The organism is Acinetobacter sp. BIGb0196 (genome assembly GCF_011759595.1).
Classification (GTDB): domain Bacteria; phylum Pseudomonadota; class Gammaproteobacteria; order Pseudomonadales; family Moraxellaceae; genus Acinetobacter; species Acinetobacter guillouiae.
The window spans coordinates 1,782,988-1,808,509 of the sequence record NZ_JAAOZA010000001.1 but is presented as its reverse complement, the minus strand read 5'-3'; the positions used below and the strand labels follow the sequence as shown (position 1 = coordinate 1,808,509).

The window sequence follows — 25,522 nt, the reverse complement described above, 5'->3', positions numbered from 1 at the left end:
TCTATCACTCAACAAATAACAATGCCAAACGTACCTGATCATAGCCCATTTTGGGACTGGTTAAATCAACGATTGGACGCAATTTAATCGCACCATCATCATTAAAATGACTTGGATCTTGGCGTTTCTTTAATTTTTTATAAATCACACGAATTTTTTCTACAACTTCTTCACCGGGATTTGCAATCGAGATATCTAAACCTTGCTCTCGATGTAAACGAGCCAAATGATTGATAATCGTCGCAGGAGTTAATCCACGTTCAACCGCAATATCCTGAATCTCATAACCACTTTCAAACAATTCACGTGTTTCATCAAGTGTTGCCGAGGCATAATTGGTTTTACCACTATTACGCGCCAGCTTCTTTTCATTACGTTCAATTTCAGTGGTATTTAACGTCCCGCCACAATGACGAATAAAGGCATTGTGCTGTGTGGTTAAGTCTGAATCTGCATAATGCACTTCGGCTTCATTGGATAACTCTTGAAAACGACGATCTGCTTTAATTGCAAGACTATCCAGTTCCAACGCCTGATCATTAAAACCTAACAATCTTAAACCCTGAATCGATTTAAGCCGGGATAAAGCCACATAACCCTGACCTTTTTCAAAGGTATGGCTTAAGTTGATTTCCGCGGCTTCCAAGGTCATCCCTTGTGATTTATGAATAGTAATCGCCCAAGCTAACCGTAATGGCACTTGTTGTAGACTGGCGATGGTTTTACCACCTTCATTGTCAACAGACCACGTTTCTGGCGCAACCAATAAGGTTGTACCATCGGTCATTTTGACTTTAGGCAACATTCCTAGTTCATCGTCTTCTTCAAAACCAATAACTTCACCTAAACTACCGTTGATATAGCCCATATCGAAGTTATTTTTAACGAACATAACTTTGGCATGCTTTTTAAGCGTCAACTCATCAGGTGCACGTACAGAAGATTTCAATGTTTCGATCAGCTTTTCATTACCATCTGTCACCGCTACAAATTGATGATCATCCCCTTCAATCGCATTGAGATGCTGAAAGTTGATGCTATCCACATCCATATTGTGGGTATATAAACGCGTGTAGGTATCGCCAATGTCTTGATTACGGGTATCTTGTAGCGCTTGAATATGCTGTGGCTGAATATTCTGGGCACGAATCGCATTGAGTACGTCATTCAATGCCGAATCATCTTGACGGTGCTGCTCTGTCAGGTAGCAAACACGAAACTTTGCTTCAACCCAAGCAGTTGACATAAAACAAAATTTATCTCGATTTAGTTCGCTATTTTTTCCTACAGGCGGCAGCTGAAAAAAGTCTCCGGCTGCAATCACTTGAATACCACCGAAAGCATCATCAGATTCTTTAAAATATTTTAAAACTTGATTAACCAAATTAAGCTGTTTGGCATGTAACATTGAAATTTCATCAATGATCAAGACTTGGGCATTTTCTAAATGCTCTTTTAAGTATTTACGCTCTTTCATACGCTTTAAATCATCATCAGTCAGCGTATCTTTGATCCCAATGCCTGCCCAAGTATGAATCGTCATGCCATTCATATGTGTTGCTGCAATCCCCGTAGATGCTGTAATTGCAACAGGGACTTTGCGTGCTTTTAAATAATTGATGTACTGATTAAGCGTATAGGTTTTTCCTGCACCAGCAGATCCAGTCAAAAAGACATTTTCACCCGCTTTCATAAGTTTGAGTGCAGTTTCTTGTTTCATAACAGCCTTGAATTACCTAAACAGGATGGGACGGCTATAGCCTAACGATTTTTGCATAAAAAGTTAAGCCAAATGCATCATGAAAAGTGAATTAAAGCCAAGTCGCTCACTCAAAAATGATCTGCGTCAAACTATAAATTCCCCAATTCTTCATTGGGTTGAATACTGCTTTTCCATTTTAAATGCTGATTTACATCATCAATAAAAGCTTGAGCTTTCAATATATAAAACTCATCAGGGATATGATTATTGGGTAAACGCAATTGATCAAAGACCAAACGTCCTAATTTATAATAACAACCCAAAGTCATTTCCTGAGTCGCATCATCAACTTTCGATACATGAAATGCTACATATTCACGATCTACAATCCGCGCACAATAGGACAATGCCAAACAGTGTTTAAACACCAACGACTCTTGAATAATTCGTTTTAGGCTATTCAGTTCTTCATAGCACCACTCTTCAAAATAAATCTTTTGCATTGGTGCAACGCGATCCCAATGCTCTACATCTATTTTTTCTTTAAGTGTTGATAAGGTATCAACAAAATAATGATGTTGATGCCAACGCTGTGCTTGTTGATATAGACCAGACCAAGTGACATTCCGCTCTATATCGTGATGATCATTAAATAAATGCATCACATAGTCCAAAACAAAGCTGTCGTAAATACTATGGTTAGATGCACGACCAATCTGCATGTGTTTCAGTTTTTTACGGAAATCATCGACTGTTATATTGTGCTTTTGCAACTGAATAAAAAATTCAGCATGTTGTTGTCGTTGCGGATCAATAAACTTAATCAGTTGCGTGGGCAAGCCCTGAGCAATGTGTTGTACAAACAGCATAAATGCTTGAATGATACGATTTATCTTAAGGTATATTTTTTTATACATCTGTGGTTGATCCGCCAACATCAACGCAGCGAAATCCAACCATTCTTCGATATATAAATAAGAATTAGAAATTATTTTCTTATTCGATTTATTTTCAATCTCTGTTTTTAAAAAACTATAACGATTGTTCTTTTGGTGATTTTGCCATTCATTTGTAATTGCAAAGGAATGGCATTCAATTAAAAATAGCCGCGCTGCAATATTTTTAAAATACTTTAAAACACTTATAGTGACTTCAGGATAAATCTTTGAAGTATCAATCAGACTTAATGCTGTGATCGTGATCCTGACATTGGAATCCTTTATATGTCGACTAATCCAATCATTGACCTGTTCATCTTGTTTAAATAGCCAATTTGCAGTGCGCTTAAGGCTACAAATTGGAAATTGTGGAACTTGATCCTGTTCCCAATATTCAGCATCTTTTTGTAAAAAGTGCTGCTTGCTCAATAAATCCTGATATTGCCAAAAGCCTCGTTTCATATATTTTGCATAAGCAAGCATTTGCGGTTGTTCTTGAGCATGTACAGCCAGTAATTGATAACTTGCAAAATACTGACTGAGTTCGTGTAAGCGTAATGATTCTGGGTGGAAAATCTTTAAAATACGCAAATAATGCGCTGGAATAAACTGATCTAAAGAAAAAATGGCCTGTTGAAATTTAGGTACCAATAACTGAATCGGCAAAAACTCTTGACCCAATACAGAATTAATCAGCACTAAATGCTTAATATTAATTTCAACACTTAAAGGGATCGCTTTACCATATTTAGCAAAATCAGAAACATAGGCATAATCAAAATATTCGTAGTGCAGCAAAATTTGATCAATACGTTCTGCATCTGCTTCACTAATATTATATAAATACTGCTCTACCCGATTTTCACCATCCACCCACTCAAAAACCTGTTCAATCAGTGTTTGGCGAATGATTTGGGCTTTGGTCTTTAAATCAGTCGGATGTATCTCATGATATTTTGTTGTATAAAAATAAATATTTTCAGATAAATATTGAACAAAACGATTAATATTGATTTTTTTTTCTAAACAACGCGGTAACTTTTCAAAATTTAAATCAAAAATTAAACCCTTTTCTTCATCAAAGTAGATATTGAGTAACTGATTTGCCAGACTAAATTTATGCTGTTGTGGATCAAACTGGAAAAAGTTGTGCGCAGTAATCTCGGACAAATAGTCAAATTGATCAAGATAAATCTTATTTAAATTTGCTGAAACCTGAAGTAATTCTTGAGCAGCAAGCTGGTGTCTATGTGGCAGCTGCTCCTGAACTGTCTGCACCATATTTGCCTCAATCCATCTCTTACATATATTGAATTTATTAGGGTCTGTTGACACTTCTTCTATGTTTGCGACAACGCAAGCCATTTATGAAATGTTAACAGTCACTATTGTAGGCGAACAATTTTACAAAACAAATTGAATTCAATTATCTTTTGCAAAAGTTTGTTTAAACTGAGCTGTGATCGTGTAACGGGTTTTTATTTTATTGATTATGTTTTACCTAGTTTTTATTCCTTATAGTCAAACCACCTAATTATTTATACAAGTGACTTCTATCAAGCAACTGATCATAAATGAAGCTTATGTTTTTATATGAACTTTGAGTAACAATTGGTTATCAATTCATTTTTGTACTTTTGAATCATAGATGGTGATCCTATCGTGGGGCGACAGGGATGTCGCCGTTGGGCGGGGGTAAAGGACGTACCCCTCGCCAAACAGAAGATTTTTGTCACTTTTCATCTCTGAAAAGTGAGGCATTGCCTACGCAAAGCTATTTAAACTTTGAATGTAAGGTGTGGCATTGCAGTTTTTTTATAATCAAACAATTTTTCCAGAAAATTAATTTAATTAAATTTTTATAAAAAAGATCCCCTTAGTTTTCAATAAAACTAAGGGGATCTCTATCGCAACACATTTGAAATTTTCACTAAAATTTAAAATAAATGCATTGCAGACTTAATTAAGAATGTACAGGCTTTGCCCCCACACGCTCTTCAATCAAGTCATAACACCATTGGAAAATAAAGGTATACACCAAAATACAGGTGGTCATTCCAAAATCCAATAAAATTGCTTGCCACAAAGACATATCCATTGCGTAAGCAACCATTGGAATCGTGGCTAACATCAACCCCCCCTCAAAACCAATGGCATGTAAAATACGTACACCAATGGTACGTTTAAGCTTTCTCTTACGTTCAAATTGCTCAAAGAAATGGTTAAACACCATATTCCAAACCACTGAAGTCACGGCCATTGCAACACCTAATACGCCGGTAACTTCCATTGGCACTTCAAAAATAAAACTTAATGCAATCGCTATGATCACCAACAGGATGACTTCATAGCTTAATGCATGAATAACCCTTCTTTTGGAAATCATCATTTAAAACTACTCTTTCTTGATTCGATGGTTGCATTATATTTTTATAATATTGATCAATCGAGTCAGGTTCTTTCAATTTTATTGAAAGGTTGCGTGAATTGGAGTAAATTTAATGACTGAAAAACTAAACATAATGGTGCCAAGCGCATGAATATCAACCAAGAACAACTCACCATCTTTAAAACGGTGATGGAAACAGGTTCATTTTCAGCAGCAGCACGACAGCTTGGCAAAGTTCCCTCCGCTGTCAGTATGTCTATCGCCAACTTGGAAATAGACTTAAATCTAAAACTCTTTAATCGTGTGGGACGTGAACCAATCCCTACACCTCAAGCTCAACGCTTATATGAAAAAACTGAACAACTACTGGTAGAAATGAATCAGTGGAAACAACAAGCGATTGCACTTAGCGAAGGCCTGGAATCCTCATTAAATATCGTGGTGGTTTCAGAATTACTGCATACAGACTGGGCTGAATACATTGCACTGTTGGGAGAGCATTTTCCAACTTTAGAAATTAATATCTTCTCCGCACCACAAGAAGATGCGCTGAAAATGCTGATGAATCAGACGGCACAACTGGCATTGATGTTTGAACGTGAAATACTTGAAAGCCGTGAGCAATTTGTCGAATTTAAAAAAGAAGCCTTGGTTCCTGTTTCAGCTATTCATCACCCATTATCAGCACATAAACAAGTTACTTTTGAACAAATCCTACAATCCAGACAAATTGTCGTGGCAAGTCGTGATCGAACCATTAAACCCGAATTACTCTATTCTAAAAACTATTGGCGTACTGACAATCACCACTCAGCATGTGCTTTAATTTTAAAAGAACTGGGTTGGGGGGTACTTCCCTTAGAAATGTTTAATGAAAATCCAGAGCTCAAACATAAGTTAAAAATCTTAGATTTGCTCGATTTCACACCAAAATTTGAATATTTTGTCGACTTAGTCTGGAGTCGTGAGAGCAACTTAGGCTCAGCTGCTCGTTTTTTGATTAATCACATTCGAAATCAAAGAATTCATACAAAATAATAGGCCTTTCAGTACATTTTCCTGTTTTGCTCAAATCGCATTGTGTTATAAATAAATCACAAATATTTTAACTAAGAAATAATCGGTAATGACACAATCTGCATTAGATCAATTAAAACGCTTAACCACTATCGTTGCTGATACAGGTGATTTAAACGCAATTCAACAATTTCGCCCTTTGGATGCAACGACTAACCCTTCACTCATTACAGCAGCAGCACAACAGCCTGAAAGTCGTGAGCTAATTGAAGATGCCTATGCTCAAGCAAAAAAAGAAGGTTATGAATTAGATGCACTCGTCGAACGCACCATCGATATTCTCACCGTCAAACTCGGTGTAGAAATTTTAAATATTGTAGAAGGTCGTGTTTCAACAGAAGTGGATGCAGCCCTTTCCTATAATACCGAAGAAACTATTGCCAAGGCCAAAGAGCTACTTGCATTGTATAAAGAATATGGGATCGATCAAGACCGTATTCTGATCAAAATTGCTTCTACATGGGAAGGTATTCAAGCTGCGAAAGTACTTGAATCTGAAGGTATTCATTGTAACTTAACCCTGCTTTTTGGTTTACACCAAGCCAAAGCCTGTGCAGATGCCAATGTTACTTTGATTTCTCCATTTGTCGGTCGTATTTTAGATTGGTTCAAAAAAGCTGAAAATGTAGAAAGCTATCCAATTGAGAAAGATCCAGGCGTATTGTCTGTTAAACAAATTTATCATTACTACAAACAGCATCAAATTAAAACTGAAGTGATGGGTGCTAGCTTCCGTAGCATTGACCAAGTTTTAGGTTTAGCTGGTTGTGATCTTTTAACCGTTGCACCAGGTCTGCTTGAAAAATTGAACAATGATCAACGTCATGTTGTTTCTCAACTCAGCTTAGACACTGAACTGACTGCTCAAGAACATCAAGAGATCTCTAAAGCAGAATTTAAACAACAATTGGAAGATGATTTAATGGCATTCCAATTATTGCAAAGCGGGATTGACGGTTTTATCAAAGCGCGTGAACAACTTGCATTATTATTGCGTCAATCTTTTGGCCTAGATGCTGATTTTATTGACTAATCTATGTATTTAGAATGATTTATATAAATCTAAATTGTAGATGCGCTTTTGGTTAAAATTGCACTAAAATCGCTCACACTCTAAAGCCGAGTTTGTTATCATAAACACTTGGCTTTTTTATTTCGCTTTTCTTATACAGTGAGAATGTTGTGTTTGGTATTACCGATATTGTGACATATATACTAGGGACTATTTTTATCGTCATTTTACCCGGCCCTAACTCATTGTATGTGATGTCAATTGCCTCTCGATTTGGAATTAAAACGGGCTATATCGGTGCTTTAGGCGTCTTTACAGGAGATTTAATCCTGATTCTCTGCACTGTTTTAGGTGCTGCCTCTTTACTACACGCCTTTCCTTGGTTATTTATCATTCTCAAAGTTGTAGGTGCAAGCTATCTGTCTTATCTCGGTATTCGTTTACTGATCGCAAGTATCAAAACTTGGCAAAGCAAACCACAAACGCTACAAAAAAATACATCGAATACTACATCTAACGAACAATTCCATCCATTTCGAACAGCGTTAACCATTAGCCTACTCAACCCAAAAGCAATTTTATTTTATCTCTCGTTCTTTGTTCAGTTTGTTGACCCTGATTACCCTTACCCTGCTTTAAGCTTTGCAGCACTTTCTGTGATTCTGCAAATCATCAGTATGGGTTATTTGACGATCTTAATCTTCTCAGGCGTTAAGCTCGCCACTTTTTTCAATACACGCTACAAAATTGCTGCAGGTTGTGTTGCTTGTGTAGGCTTACTGTTCTGTGCTTTTGGAATAAAGCTTGCCGTTTCAACGATGTAAGCTGATTTAGCTCAATAAATTTCCCGATTAAAAGCATTATTTTTTGGATCGTTCTTTTGGATAAACTGCGCTTTCTATTCAAGGTAATATCTAATCTTTATTAATGGGTAATCTATAGTCAAACCACCTCATTATTCATATAAGTGATTTGCATCAAATCATTGAGCATAAATGAAGTTTATGTTTTGTATGAACTTTTAGAAACTGTTGGTTATTAATTCATTTTTTTAGTTTTTAATTCTAGATGGTGATCCTATCGTGGGGCGACATGGATGTCGCCGTTGGGCGGGGGTACAGGACGTACCCCTCGCTCAATAGAAGATTTTTTGTCACTTTTCATCTCTGAAAAGTGAGGCATCGCCTACGCAAAGCTATTTAAACTTTGAATGTAAGGTGTGGCATTGCAAGCGTTTTATAATCAAATAATTTATTTTTCCATGTAATTGATTTGATTATAAATACTCATTAAGGGAAATTATATTCTTGTGTCAGCGTTTTTTGACAGCTTATCTATACATTGTTTTCAACTAAAACAGTTCTAGATTAAAAAAGCCAAATTCTCCCAAAATGAGAATTTATTCAATTTTATTTTTCCTTTTGCTATTTAATTCCAATTAACCCTATAAGCTTTAAAATGATCCATGTATGATGGTTGCATTTTCAACCATTCAATCAAATTTAAAAGCAAGGGATCATGCAAAAGTTACTCCAAGACTTCTCTATACCTGCTATATTTGCAGGTTTCATTACCTTCTTAATTGGTATCAGTGTTTCGGCTGTACTCGTCATACAAGCGGCTCAATTACTTGGCGCAAACCCTGAACAAATTACCTCTTGGTTTTGGGCACTCGGTTTAGGTATAGGTCTTTCAGGATTAATTCTTTCTTGGAAATTCAAATATCCTGTTGCTACCTCATGGTCAACCGCTGCACTTGCACTCATCATTGCCACTGCCAGCGGCTACTCACTCTATGAAGCCATTGGTGCTTTCTTGGTGAGTGGTTTACTGACCGCCACACTAGGCTTTTTAGGCATATTTGAAAAAATTATTTCGTATATTCCTCAGAGTTTGACCAGTGCCATGCTGGCAGGTGTATTACTCAAGTTTGGTATTGCTCTATTTGCCAGTATGCAAAACGACTGGGCATTTATTCTCAGCCTTTTGGCGGTTTATATCGTCACTAAACGGCTATGGGCTCGTTATTGTATTGTGATTACCGTGATCGCAGGAATTATCATTTGTCCATTTTTTATGGAGTTTCATGTTCCAACCTTACAGTGGGGATTGGCAAAACCAGTATGGATGACACCTGAGTTCACATGGTCTGCAATTCTCGGATTGGCACTGCCTTTATTTGTAATCAATATGGCATCTCAGTATTTACCAGGGATTGCGATGATTAAAAGTTATGGCTATAAACCCCATGTTAACCAACTTATTGGTTGGACAGGTACAGCGCAGACTTTGCTTGCACCATTTGGCTGTTATACCGTGAATATTGCTGCAATCAGTGCTGCAGTCAGTCTGGATGACCAAGTTCACCCAGACCCTGCGAAGCGCTATATTGCTGGCATGAGCTGTGGTTTCTTTTATATTTTGATGGGGCTATTTGCGGCAACATTGACAAGTCTATTGATGTCTTTTCCACATCTTTTTATTGTGGCATTAGCGGGGATCGCCTTGTTTGGTACGATTAGCCATAATATTGCGATTGCATTTCATGAAGTCAAATACCGTGAAGCCGCACTGCTCACCTTCTTATTCAGTGCATCAGGTGTTCAGTTTTTTGGGATTGGTTCCGCTTTTTGGGGACTACTATTTGGCTTCGCTGTTTCGTTTATTTTAAACTTTAAACTTAAAAAATAGCATTTTGATCAATAAGATGAATGGAGGCTCATTCATCTTATTTTAAATTTTCAATCGTCGAATCAAAGCAAATCGAGAAGCGATAGACAAAAAAAAGCTTACCCTAGGATGGGTAAGCTAGAAAGCTTGAAACAACAATAGAAACTACAGCGAGAATCTGGAAGCTATCTTAGCGATTGGTTAATATTTAAGCCAATACTTAAAAACACTTATTGGATATTTCTCAACCGAAAACATCCCCTAAAAGAACCACATTTCCAGCAAATAAAGTGAGAAAAATCTCATTTTCAAAGATAAAAAAACAATAAATCGCCGATCATAATTCATTCATTAGACCAAAGTCTAAAGATTAAATCTCAGGGTAGTTGCCAGTGCCTTCAGGCCAAGGTGTAAGCAATTCAAATCCTGTATCTGTGACAGCAACCATATGTTCCCATTGTGCTGACAATGACTTATCCGCAGTAACCACAGTCCAGCCATCTTTCAGCTCTTTGACACTGGATTTCCCCGCATTAATCATTGGTTCAATGGTAAAAACCATACCCTTTTTAAGCACTAAGCCCTGTCCGGGTTGACCATAATGTAATACGTTGGGTTGCTCATGATAAATCTTACCAATCCCATGACCACAATATTCACGAACGATCGTATAACCTTCACGTTGCCCAACTTGTTGGATCGCATGGCCAATATCCCCGAGTGTTGCACCAGGTTTGACCATATGAATCCCAGCCACCATTGCCTCATAAGTCGTTTCAACCAGTCTTTTCGCTTCAGGTTTAACTGTACCCACATAGTACATACGGCTGGTATCACCAAAATAACCATCTTTGATAATCGCAACATCGATATTGATGATATCGCCATCATTTAAAACCTTATGTTTTGATGGAATACCGTGACAGACCACTTCATTTGGAGAAATACAGGTGGTTTTGGTATAACCATAATATCCAATATTTGCAGGGATCACTTTCAGCGTATTGACAATAAAATCATTGCAAATATCGTCTAAATACTCAGTCGTCACCCCTGGCTCCACATATTCACCAATCATTGCTAAAACTTGAGCAGCTAAACGCCCCGACACTCTTAATTTTTCAAGGTCTTGTTCGGTTTTAATGGTGACTGTAGAAGCTTTCATTGGATCTGTCCGCAAAAGTGAAAAAATATTATATGCCTTTTCAATACATTTAGGGCAATTTACCGCCTATCTTATTCAATAAAAATGCAAAATCAAGCACATAAATTTTAGAATAAGTATAATCTTTCCATATGATGATTTTATCTATTCTATATTTTTTGAAAATTTTGATTTTTTCAATTTTTGAAAATTAACTGTGAATCATCCACATAAATATAATCAATATGACTAATTGGTTAAAATTTATAAAAAACGGGAATATTATCCATAAAATAAAATACAAAAAATAAGCTATTTCTACTAAAATCGCTGTTTTGCTTTTTCAACCACAGTTTATGACTAATCTCCGTACAAAGGATATTATTGCTTTAGGTTTTATGACCTTTGCCTTATTTATTGGGGCAGGCAATATTATTTTTCCACCCATTGTTGCTCAACAAGCCGGTGAACATGTATGGCTCGCAGCGCTAGGTTTTCTAGTCACAGCTGTAGGCTTACCTGTTATTACCATTATGGCACTTTCTAAAACTGAAGGTTCTATTGCGATTTTAAGCTCGCCTTTAGGTAAAGTTGCAAGTTTAATATTGACTGTAGTGTGTTATCTCTCGGTTGGGCCATTATTTGCTACACCTCGTACTGCAACTGTTTCTTATGAAATTGGTTTTTCCTCATACTTTGGAAATGGTGGTACAGCATTATTCATTTATAGCGTTATCTATTTTGCATTTGTGACTTTAGTTTCTCTTTATCCAAATAAATTATTGGATACAGTGGGTCATATTCTTGCGCCGCTAAAAATTATTGCACTGGCAATTTTAGGTATTGCAGCATTTCTGATCCCGACTGGTTCAATTTCTCCTGCGATCAACAATTACGCTACCAGCCCTGTTTCTGAAGGTTTTGTAAATGGTTATTTAACCATGGACACTTTAGGCGCTTTGGTTTTCGGTATTGTGATTATCCACGCTATCCACTCTCGTGGTGTCACAGATAAAAAGCTCGTAACCAAATATGCCATTATTGCAAGTTTGATTTCTGGTGTAGGTTTAACGCTGGTTTATCTCAGCTTATTTAAACTTGGTTTAGGCAGTCATGATGCTGCTCCAAATGCTGAAAATGGCGCAGTGATCCTGCATGCTTATGTTCAACATGCTTTTGGTGACTTAGGCTCTTTATTCCTGACAGCTTTGATTTTTATTGCATGTATGGTTACTGCGATTGGTTTAACCTGCGCATGTGCTGAATACTTCTCTGAACTGACAAAAATTCCATATAAAGTTTTAGTGGTTATTTTGGTGTTGTTTTCATTGGTGATTTCAAATCTAGGTTTAACCAAACTGATTGCTTTTTCAGTTCCCGTACTCAGTGCAATTTACCCACCAGCAATTGTGGTCATTCTATTGAGCTTCTTTTGGGGTAAATTCAATAACCCAACCACGGTTATCGCACCTGTTACTGGCGTTGCATTTTTATTTGGTCTTATTGAAGGAATTAAAGTCACAAGCTTTAAAGACAGCTTACCTTTGATGATTCAAAACTTACCGTTAAATGAACAGAATCTTGCATGGGTGATCCCATCATTGATCGTGTTAATCATCTGTGTCGTAATTGATAAAGTTAAAAAATAAAGCTTTTTAATTATCATCCTTAAAATTTGATTTTACCCAAATCTTATTTTAACAGTGATCAATAATTGTCATGTTTACCCCACAGGCCGTTATTGTTTGCGACACAATTTTTAAAGCGTTCTTTGATCCATCTTAGTGCTTCAAACATGTGATCAATGCACCTGAATAGATCGAATCAAGCTTTGCGCTATGTATAAAAAACTTTTGGCTAAAAAATACTAAAACTTAATTTTCATTGAACACAGATAAATTCAGTCGCGTTGTTGCTTTTTTTGAATGAGTGAACCGTTCTCCATGCCAATATCGAATTATTTTGAAAAAAATAGTGATTTTTTTCGATTTTTGCATAAATATTGCATAATTTTTTATCAACTTTAGTCGAAAATACTTCCAAGACCTATTCAGTTATTGTATTTTATTCTGATAACTGTCTCACACTAACTCCACAACAATTACATCATTTATATAAAAAATCACTCATATTTTCATTTTTTATAAAATAATCATCATTTGTAATAAATATGTCATAATTATTTTGAATAATAGAGGTATTTGCTCTTGAAATAATAATTAGATATGGTACAACTGAATAAACCAATCCAGACTAAAACAATGTGGTTTTTGTCGAGCAGACAGGAGGAATGGGGATGTTATCAATACATTTCAATAAGCAAGTCTTCATTAATTCTTTGAAGACAAATACAAAACTGGTCATCTATCTAAGTACAACACTTGCACTTTTAGTGACTCTGTTTATTCATGGACTCATTCAAGGCAATTTAAAACCTGAATTTTTTGCCTATGCATTAGTCGTTTCTGCTGCCTTCTATGTTTGGGATGTAGTCGACCATAAATCTCGTAAACTCGCGAAGATTACAGAATAAAAGATGGATGCCATGCATCCATCTTAAATAAGAAAATCATAAAAATTTAAGTATTAAAACAAAGTATTAAACATTCCTAGTAATAATCCTCCAGTCGCAACAATCTCCCCGAGTACCAATAACAGCATTGCTATACGTAACAATATTTTCGGTAAGTGCATTGTTCCTAATTGGGGCGGTTCTTTGAATTGATTTGTCGTATCTTTTAAAAAACCATGCAAAACATAACTGGCAATTGAAAAGCTAAAAAAGAATAAATTAATCAAGACAAATATTAAATTTGTGGTTTCTGTCCAGTTTGAATAATAGGCCATCACCGCTAAAATCAAAGTGGCTGGAGCATAAAGCAAGCTACTGCGATGTGCGATATCAACATAATAATGAGCTCGAGCCATTTCTGATCGACTAATTTGGTAATATTTCCAAACCCCTGTTAGCATACCCACCCATAGATAAATCCCACTAAATATTAAAGCTAACTTTACCGACAAACTTAAACTCACTAAATCCATTTAAAACATCCTAATTCCAACAGCTTAAAATATTTATATTACCTTTGACTCATAAGTCATACTTTCATCAAGTTTCTTTTTAGAACTTATGTAAAGTAATCATTAAAGCATACCCATTGAATTGTCATGAATACATTTGAAAATTTAACCATAACTTGTGCAGATAGCTATAGCTTAACTGCACGTTTTTATCCGGCAAAACAATCAACCCATCAATTGCCTATTTTGGTTTGTCCTGCAACAGGTATTACTAAAGGTTTTTATCATCATTTTATAGAATGGCTTGCCCAACAAGGTTCAGATGTACTAGTCTTCGATTTTCGTGGTATAGGTGAGTCCTTACATGGTCCTATTCGTCAGTCCATTGCAAGTATCCAAGACTGGGGACAACTGGATATTCCTGCTGCTATTGAAACATTGCTGAATAAAACAGGCAAAGAACAAGTCATACTCTTAGGTCATAGTGCTGGGGGACAATTACTAGGCATTGTTTCTAATTACAAGAAAGTGGCACAAGTGATTGCAATTTCAGGCTCTACAGGACATGTAAAAGGACTTAAAGGGCGAACCAAACGTATGGCGCCTGTCATGTTTAAAATGATCTTCCCTGTTTCGAGCTTAGTCAAAGGCTATGGAGCAACCAAGTTTTTAGGCATGGGAGAAAATTTACCCAAAAATGTTGCAAAACAATGGGCTGAATTTTGCAGTAAACCCGGTTATGTGATGAACGCTATAGGTAAAACGATTTTCGAGGACTATCACAACGAAATTCAATGCCCAATTACGGTGTATTGGTCATCGGATGATGAGATCGCTACAGAAGCCAATGTCAAAGACTTACTTCGCTTGTATCCAAAAGCCACCACAGAAATGATAGAGCTTAAACCGAAAGATACAGGCCATAAAGCCATTGGTCATATGTTAATGTTTAAGAAGTCACATCAAAATTTATGGCCAACAATGGCACAAAATATTTTAAATTAATTTTTAGTTTTAAGTACTTAGATAAGTAATCCTATCTAAGTGCTCTTTTTATTTAAAAAAAATGCCTCATTAATGAGGCATTTTTTCTTAGTTTTTTTATATCTGCTTGCGATTTAATCGTAAAACAGTTACGAAAATTGCTCTGGACGGGTAATTTTTACCGTCTTGATCCGATTTTCATCCATTTCGATGACTTCAAACCAAATGCCCTCTTGTTCAATCTGAGTGCCTACTTTTGCTTCGCCTTGAGTCTTGTCTAAAATCAAACCTGCTACGCTAAAGTAACCTGAGTCTTCTTGAACTAGATCCAACATGCCAAGTTCCAGCTCAAGCTGATACAAGTCAAGCATACCTGATGCTTTCCACGTTGTATCATTCAGTTTGATCAACTCTAACTGTTCATCTGCATCTGGAAATTCACCCGCAATTGCTTCAAACACATCCAACGGAGAAATCAAACCTTGGATATTACCAAATTCGTTACTCACCAAGACCAAAGAGCCCTTAGACGTTCTTAAAGTATGAATAGCATCAATCACTTTCATTTTTTCAAAAATAAAAATCGGACGACTACGTTTAAGCAAGGCTTGTAATTGCTCTGGTTCATCCAGTACATCAATTAACTCTTTAGCACGTACAACCGTAACCACTTTATCCAATTGTCCGCGACATACCGGGAATAAACTATGTGGTACAGCCAAGATTTGCTGACGAATACTTTCCGCATCATCTTCAAGATTGATCCACGAAATTTGATTTCTTGGCGTCATAATTGAGGCAACTGAACGTTCAGCAAGTGTCAATACACCACCAACCATATAGCGTTCTTCATCACCAAAGGCTTTTTGAGCAGCTAAAGCTTCAGGGCTTTGTAATAAATCTGCATCCAGCTTACTTCCCATCAATTTTAAGATTGAGTCTGCGGTACGATGACGCAACGGCGTTTTCGACTGATGCTTTTCAACATTACGGCTGGAAAATTGGTTAAAGGCTTCAATTAAAATTGCCACACCAATACCCGAGTAAATATAGCCTTTCGGAATATGGAAACCAAAACCTTCAGCGATTAAACTCACACCAATCAATAATAAGAAACTTAAACATAGAATCACGACTGTCGGATGCTTATTGACAAAAGCGGTTAACGGCTTAGACGCAATCAACATCACAACCACAGCAATCGTTACAGCGGCCATCATCACATAGATATTGTCGACCATACCAATCGCGGTAATCACCGAATCAAGAGAGAATACTGCGTCTAAAACGATGATTTGCGCCACAACTGCCCAGAAGCTTGCATAAACAACTGCACCTGAACTTTTAACCTCAGGTTTGCCTTCCATTTTTTCATGTAGTTCAGTGACGGCTTTATAGACGAGGAACAGTCCACCGAATAATAAAATTAAGTCTCGACCTGAGAAAGACAACCCGCCAAAAGCGATTAAAGGCTTGGTTAATGTAACCAGCCACGAAATAATAGACAGCAAGCCTAAACGCATAATTAAGGCTAAAGATAAGCCAATAATACGTGCTTTGTCTCGTTGTTCAGGAGGAAGTTTATCTGCAAGAATGGCGATAAAGACCAGGTTATCAATACCCAGTACAATTTCTAAAACAATTAGGGTTAAAAGACCAACCCAAATTCCAGGGTCTAATAAAAATTCCATTATTAGAGCTCCTGCTTATTATTATCAATATATAAGAAGAAAAATAAATTTGACCTACACGACGACGGATCCATGAATGAAACCTTTTCAACTAAATTAGATTAATTATGCACAATATCTTGCAGTTGTAATTAATTTTCACAAAAATTTTACATTTATTTAAGATTTTTCTTATGAATAACCTCGCGATACGGGTGAATTGTAAGTAATCCCTGCCTCGCATGATCAATTCGATGCTTTACAGATGCCGATTCATCTTATTCAAATTATTTTTCACTCAATCTAACAAAAATGTCATTAGCTTTTTTCAATATAAATTGTGTATAACTATAGTTATTAAATGCTATTTACCTTCTAACGGTATAAATCGCTTTAATTTAATTAATGATTTTCAATCGGATATATGGGCATTTAGGGAGGAAATACTTAGATTTATTCCCATTATGACGTAATCAAACCTAATTATTAACAGTAAAGCCAAGTTGATTTTTCTTATTTTTCAGTTAAAATAACATCAGATGTTAATTTTTTTAACTAATAAGCTTGCTTTTAACAACATCTTCTTGGTAATTTTCATACTTAAGCAAGCTGAAATATACGTAGGAGGAGCCACTATGACACAGGGACATTCAATGACTTTCAATAAAATCAACCTTTGCGGTTGTTTTGAAACTTTCGATTCCACACTAACAACTAGAGAATGAACTCTGTTCATTCTAAATTGCATGAAGAAGCGACTAAATTTACGCAAGGTATTACTACTTTTTATCTAATTTAAGACAGTTATACAATGCCTTTACTGAATACTTTAACTTAAGTTTGGTTCAAGCAAAATTTACATTTCGTCGATTTTACTTGTTTTTTTCATTAAGTGATCTATCACATATTGATTCAAGTATTCAAAGTAAAATATGATTACCGCTTAATATATGGCAATAATTACAAAAAACAGGGACCTCTAAATGACTAAAAAATATGCAAAATTTTTACCTGCAGCTGAAAATTTTAATATCGAAAATTTCCCATACTATTGGATCAGCCAAGTTCATTCTCAGTATGTTTTAAATTTAGATCACGTACTTAAAAAGTATGGGGTAGACAACTCTAGACGACGATTATTAGTTGCTTTAGAAGCGAAACCAGATGCAAGTGTTTCTGAGCTTTCGGAAATGATCGTTTCAAAAATGTCGACGACGACTAAAATTGTTTATCGCTTAAAAGAGGAAGGCTTTGTGGATACCTACTCTTGTGAACATGATGCACGTATTACACGAGTACATTTAACAGAAGCTGGTCAACAAATGACGCTAAAAATTAATGATTTAATGAGTGTTGTACTTGAACAGTCATTTGACGGCTTAACACCACTACAAATTGAAAAAACCATGGAAAATTTAAAAATCATCTTTAAGAATCTTGCACATTAATCCTTAAGATTCTTCATCAAAGATGTTCAACTGTGGCGAGTTTTTGTTATTTGATATTTTGGGGCAATAAAAACACTCAAACTCCGCCACAGGGAAACCCTCAATAAAACTCGAAATATTGGACTGTTGTAAGCCCAACCACTCATCAAGTCGATGATGTGGAATGACTACCACCGAACGCTTATCTGTTCGAGGTTCATGGAATTCACTCATCATCGGATGGGTGTGGGCGTCCATACTGATCATGGTAGCTGAACGAACAACTTCACCGGTTTTTAATCGGGTAATCTCATACAATGCCGCAATATAAAAAGCTTGGCCATCTTTACGCCTTACCCCCCAACGCTGTGGTCGGCCATTGATGTATTTGGATTCATAGAACTCTGTCACGGGGATCACGCCAAATTGGCACTTGCTAAAAGCCTCTACAAAACTGCGCTTTTCCATCAGCGTTTCATTTCTTGCATTATAAGTATGTTTTGCTGCTTCTTTATCCTCAGCCCATTTTGGCACTAAACCAAAGTTGACTAAACGCCATTCAATCCCTTGATTAGATTTAAATAACAACGGCGTTTGAAAGCTTGGAAATATTTCATCTTCATACGAGAAAGGTATCGCGGGTAAGCCAAGCTGCTGAACTTGTATTAAGCTGATCGGTTTAAAATTAGCACACATAATAATAAGATTTTAACTATTAGATTTCTTTGGTTAATCAAAAATGAGCATTCAATACTGACATACTTTTAAATATTAATGAAACATAGATGGTCTTTCTATCGTAAGCGACATGGATGTCGCTGTTGGACGGGGGTACAGGACGTACCCCTCGCCCAACATGAGCAAAAACAAAGCACTGATTTGTTTGCAGCGCAAGGTTTGGCATCTCCCTACGAAAAGTGAGGCATCGCCTACGCAAAGCAAATTAAACTTTAAATAGACCTCTTCCAAAAATCAAAAAATGATCAGGTGTCAATGTTGATTTTATTAAGTTTCATCAATTCTAAAGCTATCATTTATCCAATATTTCATTGCGGCAGGTAACAATTTCTGAAAGTTTTCAACAGTTAGACTTTTAGAGAATGTTTCCTCTCTTCCACAGTTGTGCACCCAAATTCCCGCATCACCGACAAAGTAAGTATGAGTGTCCTCAACCTGAATATTATAAACCGTCATGGTGAGATGGCCTTCACCTTCACTCCATTCTATAGTATCTGGGTCGCGCCAATGACCCTGTCTAAATCCATAAAATTCAACATCTTCTCGATACTCTTCTGGAGTCTGATCAATCAAACGTTGTTTCCATTCATGATCATTTATCCAAAGCTTATCAATTATTGGTCTATATTGACTGGAAATCCCTTCTTCTTGTTTAGTTTGTAAATCAACAAAATATCCAGGAATTTGTCCCGTATCATCTCCATAATTAACAACATAGCCAAGTTTTTCTCGATCCGTTTTTAATATGGGAACAATACCTTTGTATTTAGCGTCGAATCCTCCACCTCTTCGACTAACAAACTTTTGTCCCTCTCTAGTCATCATAGGGTCTTGAGTGGTTAATTGTTCTGCTTTTAACCAGCCATGATTTGTTGTCCAGAATGGATGATTGGCTGTAACAAACAATGGTTCTGGTTTCATTTGCTTTTTTAACGCGCGCCTTAAATTGATTCGGTCACTCATTGGAAGTGTTGGATTGACATAAGGCTCAAACTCCATTAGGAATATTGGAACATTATCTGTAGTCATTGTTTTACGAATTCTTTTATAAACCAGCTCACCACTACCATCAGCAGCTTTAGATAAAACTTTATCTCCAATCTTAAGTTGTTCAATAGCTATAAGCCCTTGCTCAGTATGTACCAAAGTGCCCGCAGCAAAACAGGTATGTGACATATTATTGTCTCCAACGTTACTATCCTTGAAAGCAGCAATCAAATTCATTCTTAACCCAAATCTTTTACGTCTATTGTGATACCGTTTAGATAAAATTTTAAATCTCTTTAATTGGCTATCGATATGCCCAATGACAACTCGATATCGGCTGATTTGATGATTAAACTGCTTTTCTTCAGTTAATAGCGCTAAACCTTTCTTTTTCTTTATCGGCGTCAACAGCAATCCATAATAACCCAAATCAGCCATTAATCGCTTGGGTCTTTAAGGTGTGTCTTTTCTTCTTCCCACTATAAAATCTTCTTTGTTTTTTTGTGGACGTTCAAACGGGCTTTCTGTCACATCAATGATCAGCCAGTTGAACTATTCATCTTCAACTCTAGTTTGCTTCTTGGGGAGAGTAAACTACCTAGAACGCATTAAGGCATTTTCAATCTTTTGAATGGTTAGGTTGACATTACTTTCAGCAATTGCATAAGTTGCAGATAATTCCAACTGCGTATTGTAGTTTCGTAAGTAATTGAGCATTAACAATAATTGATTTTCTATACTTAAAGTATGGGGACGACCTGATTTCTTCTTTTGAGTTTTTGAACCAATGAGCACACCCACCATCTCAGTAAATAATTCCCTTGGAACATTACTTTCACAAGAGGTCTAATGTAAAGCGTGGCATTGCATACTTGATTTTCATAGACTTAATTTCTATGTAATGCTAAAAGTTTCATGGTTGATAAAGCTTAACCACTTTTAAAAATCATCCTAAAGCTTATTTTGGCAAGCTCTATCGATTTATAATTATTGAATCTCTTTATCGCGCTATCCATTGATAAGAATATTAGACATTGATAAAAACTTGAGACAGCACGCGATTTCAATTGAGGATAAACCGAAGTTTACCCCCTTCACTTAACTTTTATCCAAAAATCTTTTTCACTTTGGCACTTAAACCATGGAAAAACTTATGTTTTGCATTGGCTTTTTCGCTGGTCAAAAAGTTAATTTGAATAGATTGGCGTTGCCCTTCATAAGGAATATAGCCATGCCAACCATTGTCAGTTACTTTAAATGCAACCAGTGAGCCCGGACCTGCATTAATTTCAGTGACATAGTTATTGATGTCTTTATCATCGTTGAGAATGCGTAAACGTCCATTCGGCGCATCCCAAGATTCATTTAAATAGATCAAAACCGTCAACAATTTGCTTTTTGAATCACTGTGAATCCGTCCATCTTTTTGACGAGAATAACCACGTAAAGTAATCATCATCGGATGTTCCATCACATTGACATCAAATTTATCTGTTAAAATTTGACGAAATTCTGGTGTATCCAATGATTTTAGAAAGCGATCAAAATTAGGCTTAATTTCTACATCTTCGATGTTAAAGCTTCCGCCCTGTTCAATTTTAGGAAAGTCTTGGATTACTGCCTGGACTTCACTGTCAGCCAAAGCATTTTCAACCACAAAATACGGATAAGGCGTACTTGCAACTTCAGCATTTTTCAGCGCATCTAATTTCAGAATTGATGTCATTTATAATTCAGCTTAATGATTAATTCCCTTAAATTGTATCAGAGATTTTATATTATTGGCTTAAAACTCAAAGTCGGGTCTACAAATTTTATATATGAAAGCAAAGCAACATTTAAAATAAACCATAAAAAGAATAAAGCCTCCGAAGAGGCTTTATTGATAAGCTAATAGGATAAATTAGACGATAAAATTAATCGCCTGTATAGCCTTTTAACTTTAAGCGATACGCATGCAATAATGGCTCAGTATAACCAGACGGCTGTTCACCACCTTTGAATACTAAATCATAAGCAGCTTTATATGCATAACCGTCAAAACCAGGCGCCATGTTGCTATATTCAGGATCGTTGGCATTTTGCTCATCAACAATCTTCGCCATACGCTGCATAACTTCTTCAACTTGCGCTTTAGTCACAATACCATGACGCAACCAGTTCGCAACGTGTTGAGAAGAAATACGTAACGTTGCACGGTCTTCCATTAAACCGACATTGTTAATGTCTGGCACTTTAGAACAACCCACACCTAAATCAACCCAACGAACAACATAACCCAAGATACCTTGAAGGTTATTTTCAAGCTCTTTGGTCTTCTCTTCTTCAGTCCAGTTTGTATCTGTCGCTAAAGGCGGTGTCAACAAGTCATCTAACGGAAGCGCTTCAGTTTTCAATAACTCTTGTTGGCGTGCTGAAACATTACATTGATGATAATGAATCGCGTGAATCACAGCACCTGATGGTGAAGGAACCCATGCACAGCTCGCACCCGCTTCAGGATGTTCAATTTTGGTTTTATACATGTCTAAAAGCATGTCAGGTTTAGGCCACATACCTTTACCAATCTGTGCTTTACCACGTAAACCTGCTTGTAGACCTACCATCACATTACGGTTTTCATAAGCTGGGAACCAAATTTGGCTTTTCACTTCGCCTTTACGAACGAAAGGACCTGCTTCCATAAAGGTATGAATTTCATCACCTGTACGGTCCATGAAACCAGTATTGATGAAAATAGTACGGTCTTTCGCTTGTGCAATACAGTTTTTCAAGTTTACAGATGTACGGCGTTCTTCATCCATAATCCCGATTTTCAAAGTTTTCGCTGGTAAGCCCAGTGCTTGTTCAGAACGTTCAAACAATTCAACAGCGAATGCAACTTCTTCTGGACCATGCATTTTTGGTTTAACGATATACATTGACCCTTTGCGCGAGTTTTTGTTTTCGTTTTGACCTTTGATGTCTGCGAAAGTCAATAATGGTGTAATTAAAGCATCCATAATACCTTCGTAGATTTCAGCACCATCTACAAGGATCGCAGGGTTCGTCATTAAATGACCAACGTTACGAAGAAGCATCAATGAACGACCATGAAGTGTTGTTTCACCACCGATCAAATTCTTATGTGTACGATCTTTATTCAATGTACGCGTCACGGTTTTACCGTTCTTCTCAATTGATTCTTCAAGCGTACCTTTCATTAGACCTAACCAGTTACGGTAGCCTTCTACTTTCTCTTCTGCATCTACAGCAGCAATCGAATCTTCTAAATCTTGAATCGTAGTAACAGCCGCTTCTAAAACAAGATCTTTAACACCAGCCGCATCAGTTTTACCCACTGGGCTATTTGCATCAATTTCAATAACAACATGTAAGCCGTTATTTAAAAGTACAATTTCAACGGGTGCAGATTCGTCGCCATTAAAACCGACAAATTGTGATTCTTTCGCCAAAGTCGAGGTTGAACCGTCTTTAAGGGTTACAACAAGTTTTTTGCCTTCAACAGCATATTTTGTTGCATCTGCATGTGAACCATTTGCCAATGGGAATGTTTCATTTAAGAAATTCTTAGCAAATGCGATAACTTTATCGCCACGAACTGGGTTATAGCCTTTACCTTTTTCCGCGCCACCTTCTTCAGAGATCACGTCAAAACCGTAAAGCGCATCGTATAAAGAACCCCAACGTGCATTTGCCGCATTTAAGCAATAACGTGCATTACGCACAGGTACCACCAATTGCGAACCAGCCAATAATGCGATTTCTTCATCTACATTTTCTGTACTGATTTGAAAATCTTCTACTTCTGGTAATAAGTAGCCAATTTCTTTAAGGAAAGCTTTATAAGCTTGAAGTTCAAATTTATTGTTGCGGTGCCATTCATCAATTTTAGCCTGAATCTCGTCACGCTTCGCTAAAAGCGCCTTATTCTTAGGGCTAAGATCGACAACAACTTGCTCAAAGTTTTTCCAGTATGTTTCACTATCTAAACCAGAACCTGGTAGTGCTTCATTTTCGATGAAATCGTAAAGTTCTTTAGCAATCGCTAACTTGCCTTTTTGAATACGTGCAGTCATTGTCTTTCCTGATATTGCTACTTTTTATAACAAGAGTTTCTAGTATACCGATTTAAACCATGCTGAATAGTATTATCACATTGCTAAATAGTGATCATTTTAATTAAAAAAAATAGCTATATTAACTTAAAAAATAACGATCAAAAATACAGCAACACCATCAACTAAATCATCAACTTAAATCGCTTTTTAACAGTGTATAAATTTTTTAAAATGTCTAAATTAGACCAAAGTGCTGAATCAACCCTAATTTCCCCATTTTTTTATACACTTTTATTCCTTGAGCAAAGATTAAGCCATGAATAGCGCTAAATGTCGATAAAACCAATCCATAATTCTGTGTAAAGAATTGTTCGATTCACTTATATTTTTTTCTGTTTGTTCAAATCTCATCTTATTGTTTCAATTTAGATGATTAGAATCTTTAGCAACAAGATGGAATCGCATAATTTTTTAAACCACTTAAGCTTTTTTAGATTATTTAATCATACGGCTTCTACCTATTGTCTGGCGACAAGCAGGGATAACGCACTGCACATAAAAAACCTGTTTAAAATTTACATTCTAAACAGGTTTCTGGAATAGCAAGGTCTAAGCTAAATAAGCAATAGACCTCAGCTTAAAACAAAATGTTTCACTTAGTTAAAAGTTTTAAAACGTGTTGCATCATCAATAAATGTTTTTTCGCCCGCTGGTGCTTCGATTGAACCAAATACTAATTGTGCGCGAAGTTTCCAGTCAGCAGGTACATCAAATGTTGCCGCCACTTCTTCATCTACGATTGGATTATAATGTTGTAAAGATGCACCAATACCCGCTTCAGCCAATGCAGTCCAAGTTGCAAATTGTGCAATACCTGTTGAATGCTCAGACCATACTGGGAAATTGTCTGCATATAATGGGAATTGTTCTTGTAAAGCTTTGATCACACTTAAATCTTCATAAAACAACACTGAACCAGCACCAGCGATAAAGCTGTTAATTTTACCCGAAGTTCCTTCAAATGCTTCAGCTGGAACGATTTTACGTAAAGTTTCTAAAACGATTGTCCAGAATTTAACATGTGAATCACCAAATAAAATCACAGCACGAGAAGACTGTGAGTTAAATGAGGATGGGCTATGCTTGATTGCATCTTTGATGATTTCTTCAATTTTCGCTTGGTCTAAGCTTAAATCTCTACCAATTGCATAAATTGTACGGCGTTGTTTGATTTGATTTAAAAATGACATGGTGTTAATCCTTCTATGACCAAATGGGTCGTGTTATTTAACATGGTTTGAGTGTATTGCATCATTCTTAGTTTCGTCATGCTTATATACATAACAATGTGTTCTATATTTAGAACAATATGTGAAATTGGGAATTTTTAAATGCTACCGTGTTTATGTGGTTCCCTTTTAAATTGCAATTAAAGTATTTATTAATCAAACAATTCAATTAAAATTTACCATTAAACTCAGCCTATTGCTTTGAGCTTTACAACGATAAGAATATGGCAAATATCCTATATACTTTTCATTGCTTGTTTTGTGGTAAAAATATTGCAAATCTGGACATACGATTCTAGACATCACATTAAAGTACAACTTGATGACATTCTTATGATGCCTTCTTTCAATAACGTACCAGCAACATATCCCAGAATTTCTATGCAATCGCTGCTCACCGCAAAATTCGT

Annotated in this window: 19 protein-coding genes and 2 pseudogenes; 8 read left to right on the top strand and 13 right to left on the bottom strand. The window is 36.4% G+C overall.

Annotated features, from left to right (window positions below; translation table 11 throughout):
• Window positions 1-4 precede the first annotated feature (4 nt).
• The 3 genes from FHR28_RS08185 to aceI form a co-directional block, all read right to left on the bottom strand.
• On the bottom strand, window positions 5-1,720 hold the full coding sequence (locus tag FHR28_RS08185) for an AAA family ATPase (RefSeq protein ID WP_004822190.1): 1,716 nt from the start codon (window positions 1,718-1,720) through the stop codon (window positions 5-7).
• A gap of 131 nt (window positions 1,721-1,851) precedes the next feature.
• Window positions 1,852-3,921, bottom strand: a complete 2,070-nt coding sequence (locus FHR28_RS08180; protein ID WP_166782337.1) for a hypothetical protein — start codon at window positions 3,919-3,921, stop codon at window positions 1,852-1,854.
• 682 nt (window positions 3,922-4,603) lie between these two features.
• The gene (gene aceI, locus FHR28_RS08175; RefSeq protein ID WP_166782336.1) at window positions 4,604-5,029 is read right to left on the bottom strand and encodes a chlorhexidine efflux PACE transporter AceI; all 426 of its coding nucleotides are present in this window, start codon (window positions 5,027-5,029) and stop codon (window positions 4,604-4,606) included.
• 147 nt (window positions 5,030-5,176) lie between these two features.
• Between aceI and FHR28_RS08170 the strand changes: the two genes are divergently transcribed.
• From FHR28_RS08170 to FHR28_RS08155, 4 genes are all read left to right on the top strand, one after another.
• A complete protein-coding gene (locus FHR28_RS08170) occupies window positions 5,177-6,067 on the top strand; it encodes a LysR family transcriptional regulator (protein ID WP_034618362.1) in 891 nt (296 codons plus the stop codon).
• An 88-nt stretch (window positions 6,068-6,155) separates the two neighbouring features.
• On the top strand, window positions 6,156-7,139 hold the full coding sequence (tal, locus tag FHR28_RS08165; RefSeq protein ID WP_166782335.1) for a transaldolase: 984 nt from the start codon (window positions 6,156-6,158) through the stop codon (window positions 7,137-7,139).
• Between the two features lie 149 nt (window positions 7,140-7,288).
• On the top strand, window positions 7,289-7,942 hold the full coding sequence (gene leuE / locus FHR28_RS08160) for a leucine efflux protein LeuE (protein ID WP_166782334.1): 654 nt from the start codon (window positions 7,289-7,291) through the stop codon (window positions 7,940-7,942).
• 694 nt (window positions 7,943-8,636) lie between these two features.
• On the top strand, window positions 8,637-9,809 hold the full coding sequence (locus FHR28_RS08155; RefSeq protein ID WP_166782333.1) for a benzoate/H(+) symporter BenE family transporter: 1,173 nt from the start codon (window positions 8,637-8,639) through the stop codon (window positions 9,807-9,809).
• A 349-nt stretch (window positions 9,810-10,158) separates the two neighbouring features.
• Here FHR28_RS08155 and map read toward each other — a convergent pair whose 3' ends face one another.
• Window positions 10,159-10,953, bottom strand: a complete 795-nt coding sequence (map, locus tag FHR28_RS08150; protein WP_056511782.1) for a type I methionyl aminopeptidase — start codon at window positions 10,951-10,953, stop codon at window positions 10,159-10,161.
• Window positions 10,954-11,288: 335 nt separating this feature from the next.
• Here map and brnQ point away from each other — a divergent pair, with 335 nt between their 5' ends.
• Window positions 11,289-12,581 (top strand): branched-chain amino acid transport system II carrier protein, encoded by a 1,293-nt coding sequence (gene brnQ, locus FHR28_RS08145; RefSeq protein WP_004719637.1) that lies wholly within the window; start codon window positions 11,289-11,291, stop codon window positions 12,579-12,581.
• Between the two features lie 647 nt (window positions 12,582-13,228).
• Entirely contained in the window at window positions 13,229-13,465 is a 237-nt protein-coding gene (locus FHR28_RS08140) for a hypothetical protein (RefSeq protein WP_004719635.1), read from the top strand.
• A gap of 53 nt (window positions 13,466-13,518) precedes the next feature.
• Here the strand turns inward: FHR28_RS08140 and FHR28_RS08135 are convergent, their stop codons facing one another.
• A complete protein-coding gene (locus FHR28_RS08135; RefSeq protein ID WP_166782332.1) occupies window positions 13,519-13,977 on the bottom strand; it encodes a hypothetical protein in 459 nt (152 codons plus the stop codon).
• A 126-nt stretch (window positions 13,978-14,103) separates the two neighbouring features.
• Between FHR28_RS08135 and FHR28_RS08130 the strand changes: the two genes are divergently transcribed.
• Complete coding sequence (locus FHR28_RS08130) at window positions 14,104-14,961, top strand: alpha/beta fold hydrolase (RefSeq protein WP_166782331.1); 858 nt, start codon at window positions 14,104-14,106, stop codon at window positions 14,959-14,961.
• Between the two features lie 128 nt (window positions 14,962-15,089).
• On the opposite strand, the gene FHR28_RS08125 is transcribed toward FHR28_RS08130, so the two are convergent.
• On the bottom strand, window positions 15,090-16,631 hold the full coding sequence (locus FHR28_RS08125; RefSeq protein WP_004719629.1) for a TerC family protein: 1,542 nt from the start codon (window positions 16,629-16,631) through the stop codon (window positions 15,090-15,092).
• A gap of 962 nt (window positions 16,632-17,593) precedes the next feature.
• Here FHR28_RS08125 and FHR28_RS08120 point away from each other — a divergent pair.
• Window positions 17,594-18,058: a MarR family winged helix-turn-helix transcriptional regulator gene (locus FHR28_RS08120; RefSeq protein WP_004719627.1), complete on the top strand. Its 465-nt coding sequence runs from the start codon at window positions 17,594-17,596 to the stop codon at window positions 18,056-18,058.
• A gap of 3 nt (window positions 18,059-18,061) precedes the next feature.
• Here the strand turns inward: FHR28_RS08120 and FHR28_RS08115 are convergent, their stop codons facing one another.
• From FHR28_RS08115 to FHR28_RS08090, 7 genes and pseudogenes are all read right to left on the bottom strand, one after another.
• A complete protein-coding gene (locus tag FHR28_RS08115; protein ID WP_166782330.1) occupies window positions 18,062-18,733 on the bottom strand; it encodes an SOS response-associated peptidase in 672 nt (223 codons plus the stop codon).
• Between the two features lie 309 nt (window positions 18,734-19,042).
• Window positions 19,043-19,231 carry a hypothetical protein gene (locus FHR28_RS22135; RefSeq protein WP_416377027.1) on the bottom strand — a complete coding sequence of 63 codons (189 nt, stop codon included), beginning with the start codon at window positions 19,229-19,231 and terminating at the stop codon, window positions 19,043-19,045.
• A 423-nt stretch (window positions 19,232-19,654) separates the two neighbouring features.
• A pseudogene (locus FHR28_RS22130) lies at window positions 19,655-19,930 on the bottom strand (hypothetical protein); the annotation flags it as partial.
• 51 nt (window positions 19,931-19,981) lie between these two features.
• Window positions 19,982-20,590, bottom strand: a pseudogene (locus FHR28_RS21765) (transposase family protein); the annotation flags it as partial.
• Between the two features lie 277 nt (window positions 20,591-20,867).
• Entirely contained in the window at window positions 20,868-21,488 is a 621-nt protein-coding gene (locus FHR28_RS08100; RefSeq protein ID WP_004719624.1) for a 2OG-Fe(II) oxygenase, read from the bottom strand.
• Between the two features lie 190 nt (window positions 21,489-21,678).
• Window positions 21,679-23,841 (bottom strand): malate synthase G, encoded by a 2,163-nt coding sequence (locus FHR28_RS08095; RefSeq protein ID WP_004719622.1) that lies wholly within the window; start codon window positions 23,839-23,841, stop codon window positions 21,679-21,681.
• A 638-nt stretch (window positions 23,842-24,479) separates the two neighbouring features.
• Window positions 24,480-25,073, bottom strand: a complete 594-nt coding sequence (locus tag FHR28_RS08090) for a nitroreductase family protein (RefSeq protein WP_004719619.1) — start codon at window positions 25,071-25,073, stop codon at window positions 24,480-24,482.
• Between the last annotated feature and the right edge of the window lie 449 nt (window positions 25,074-25,522).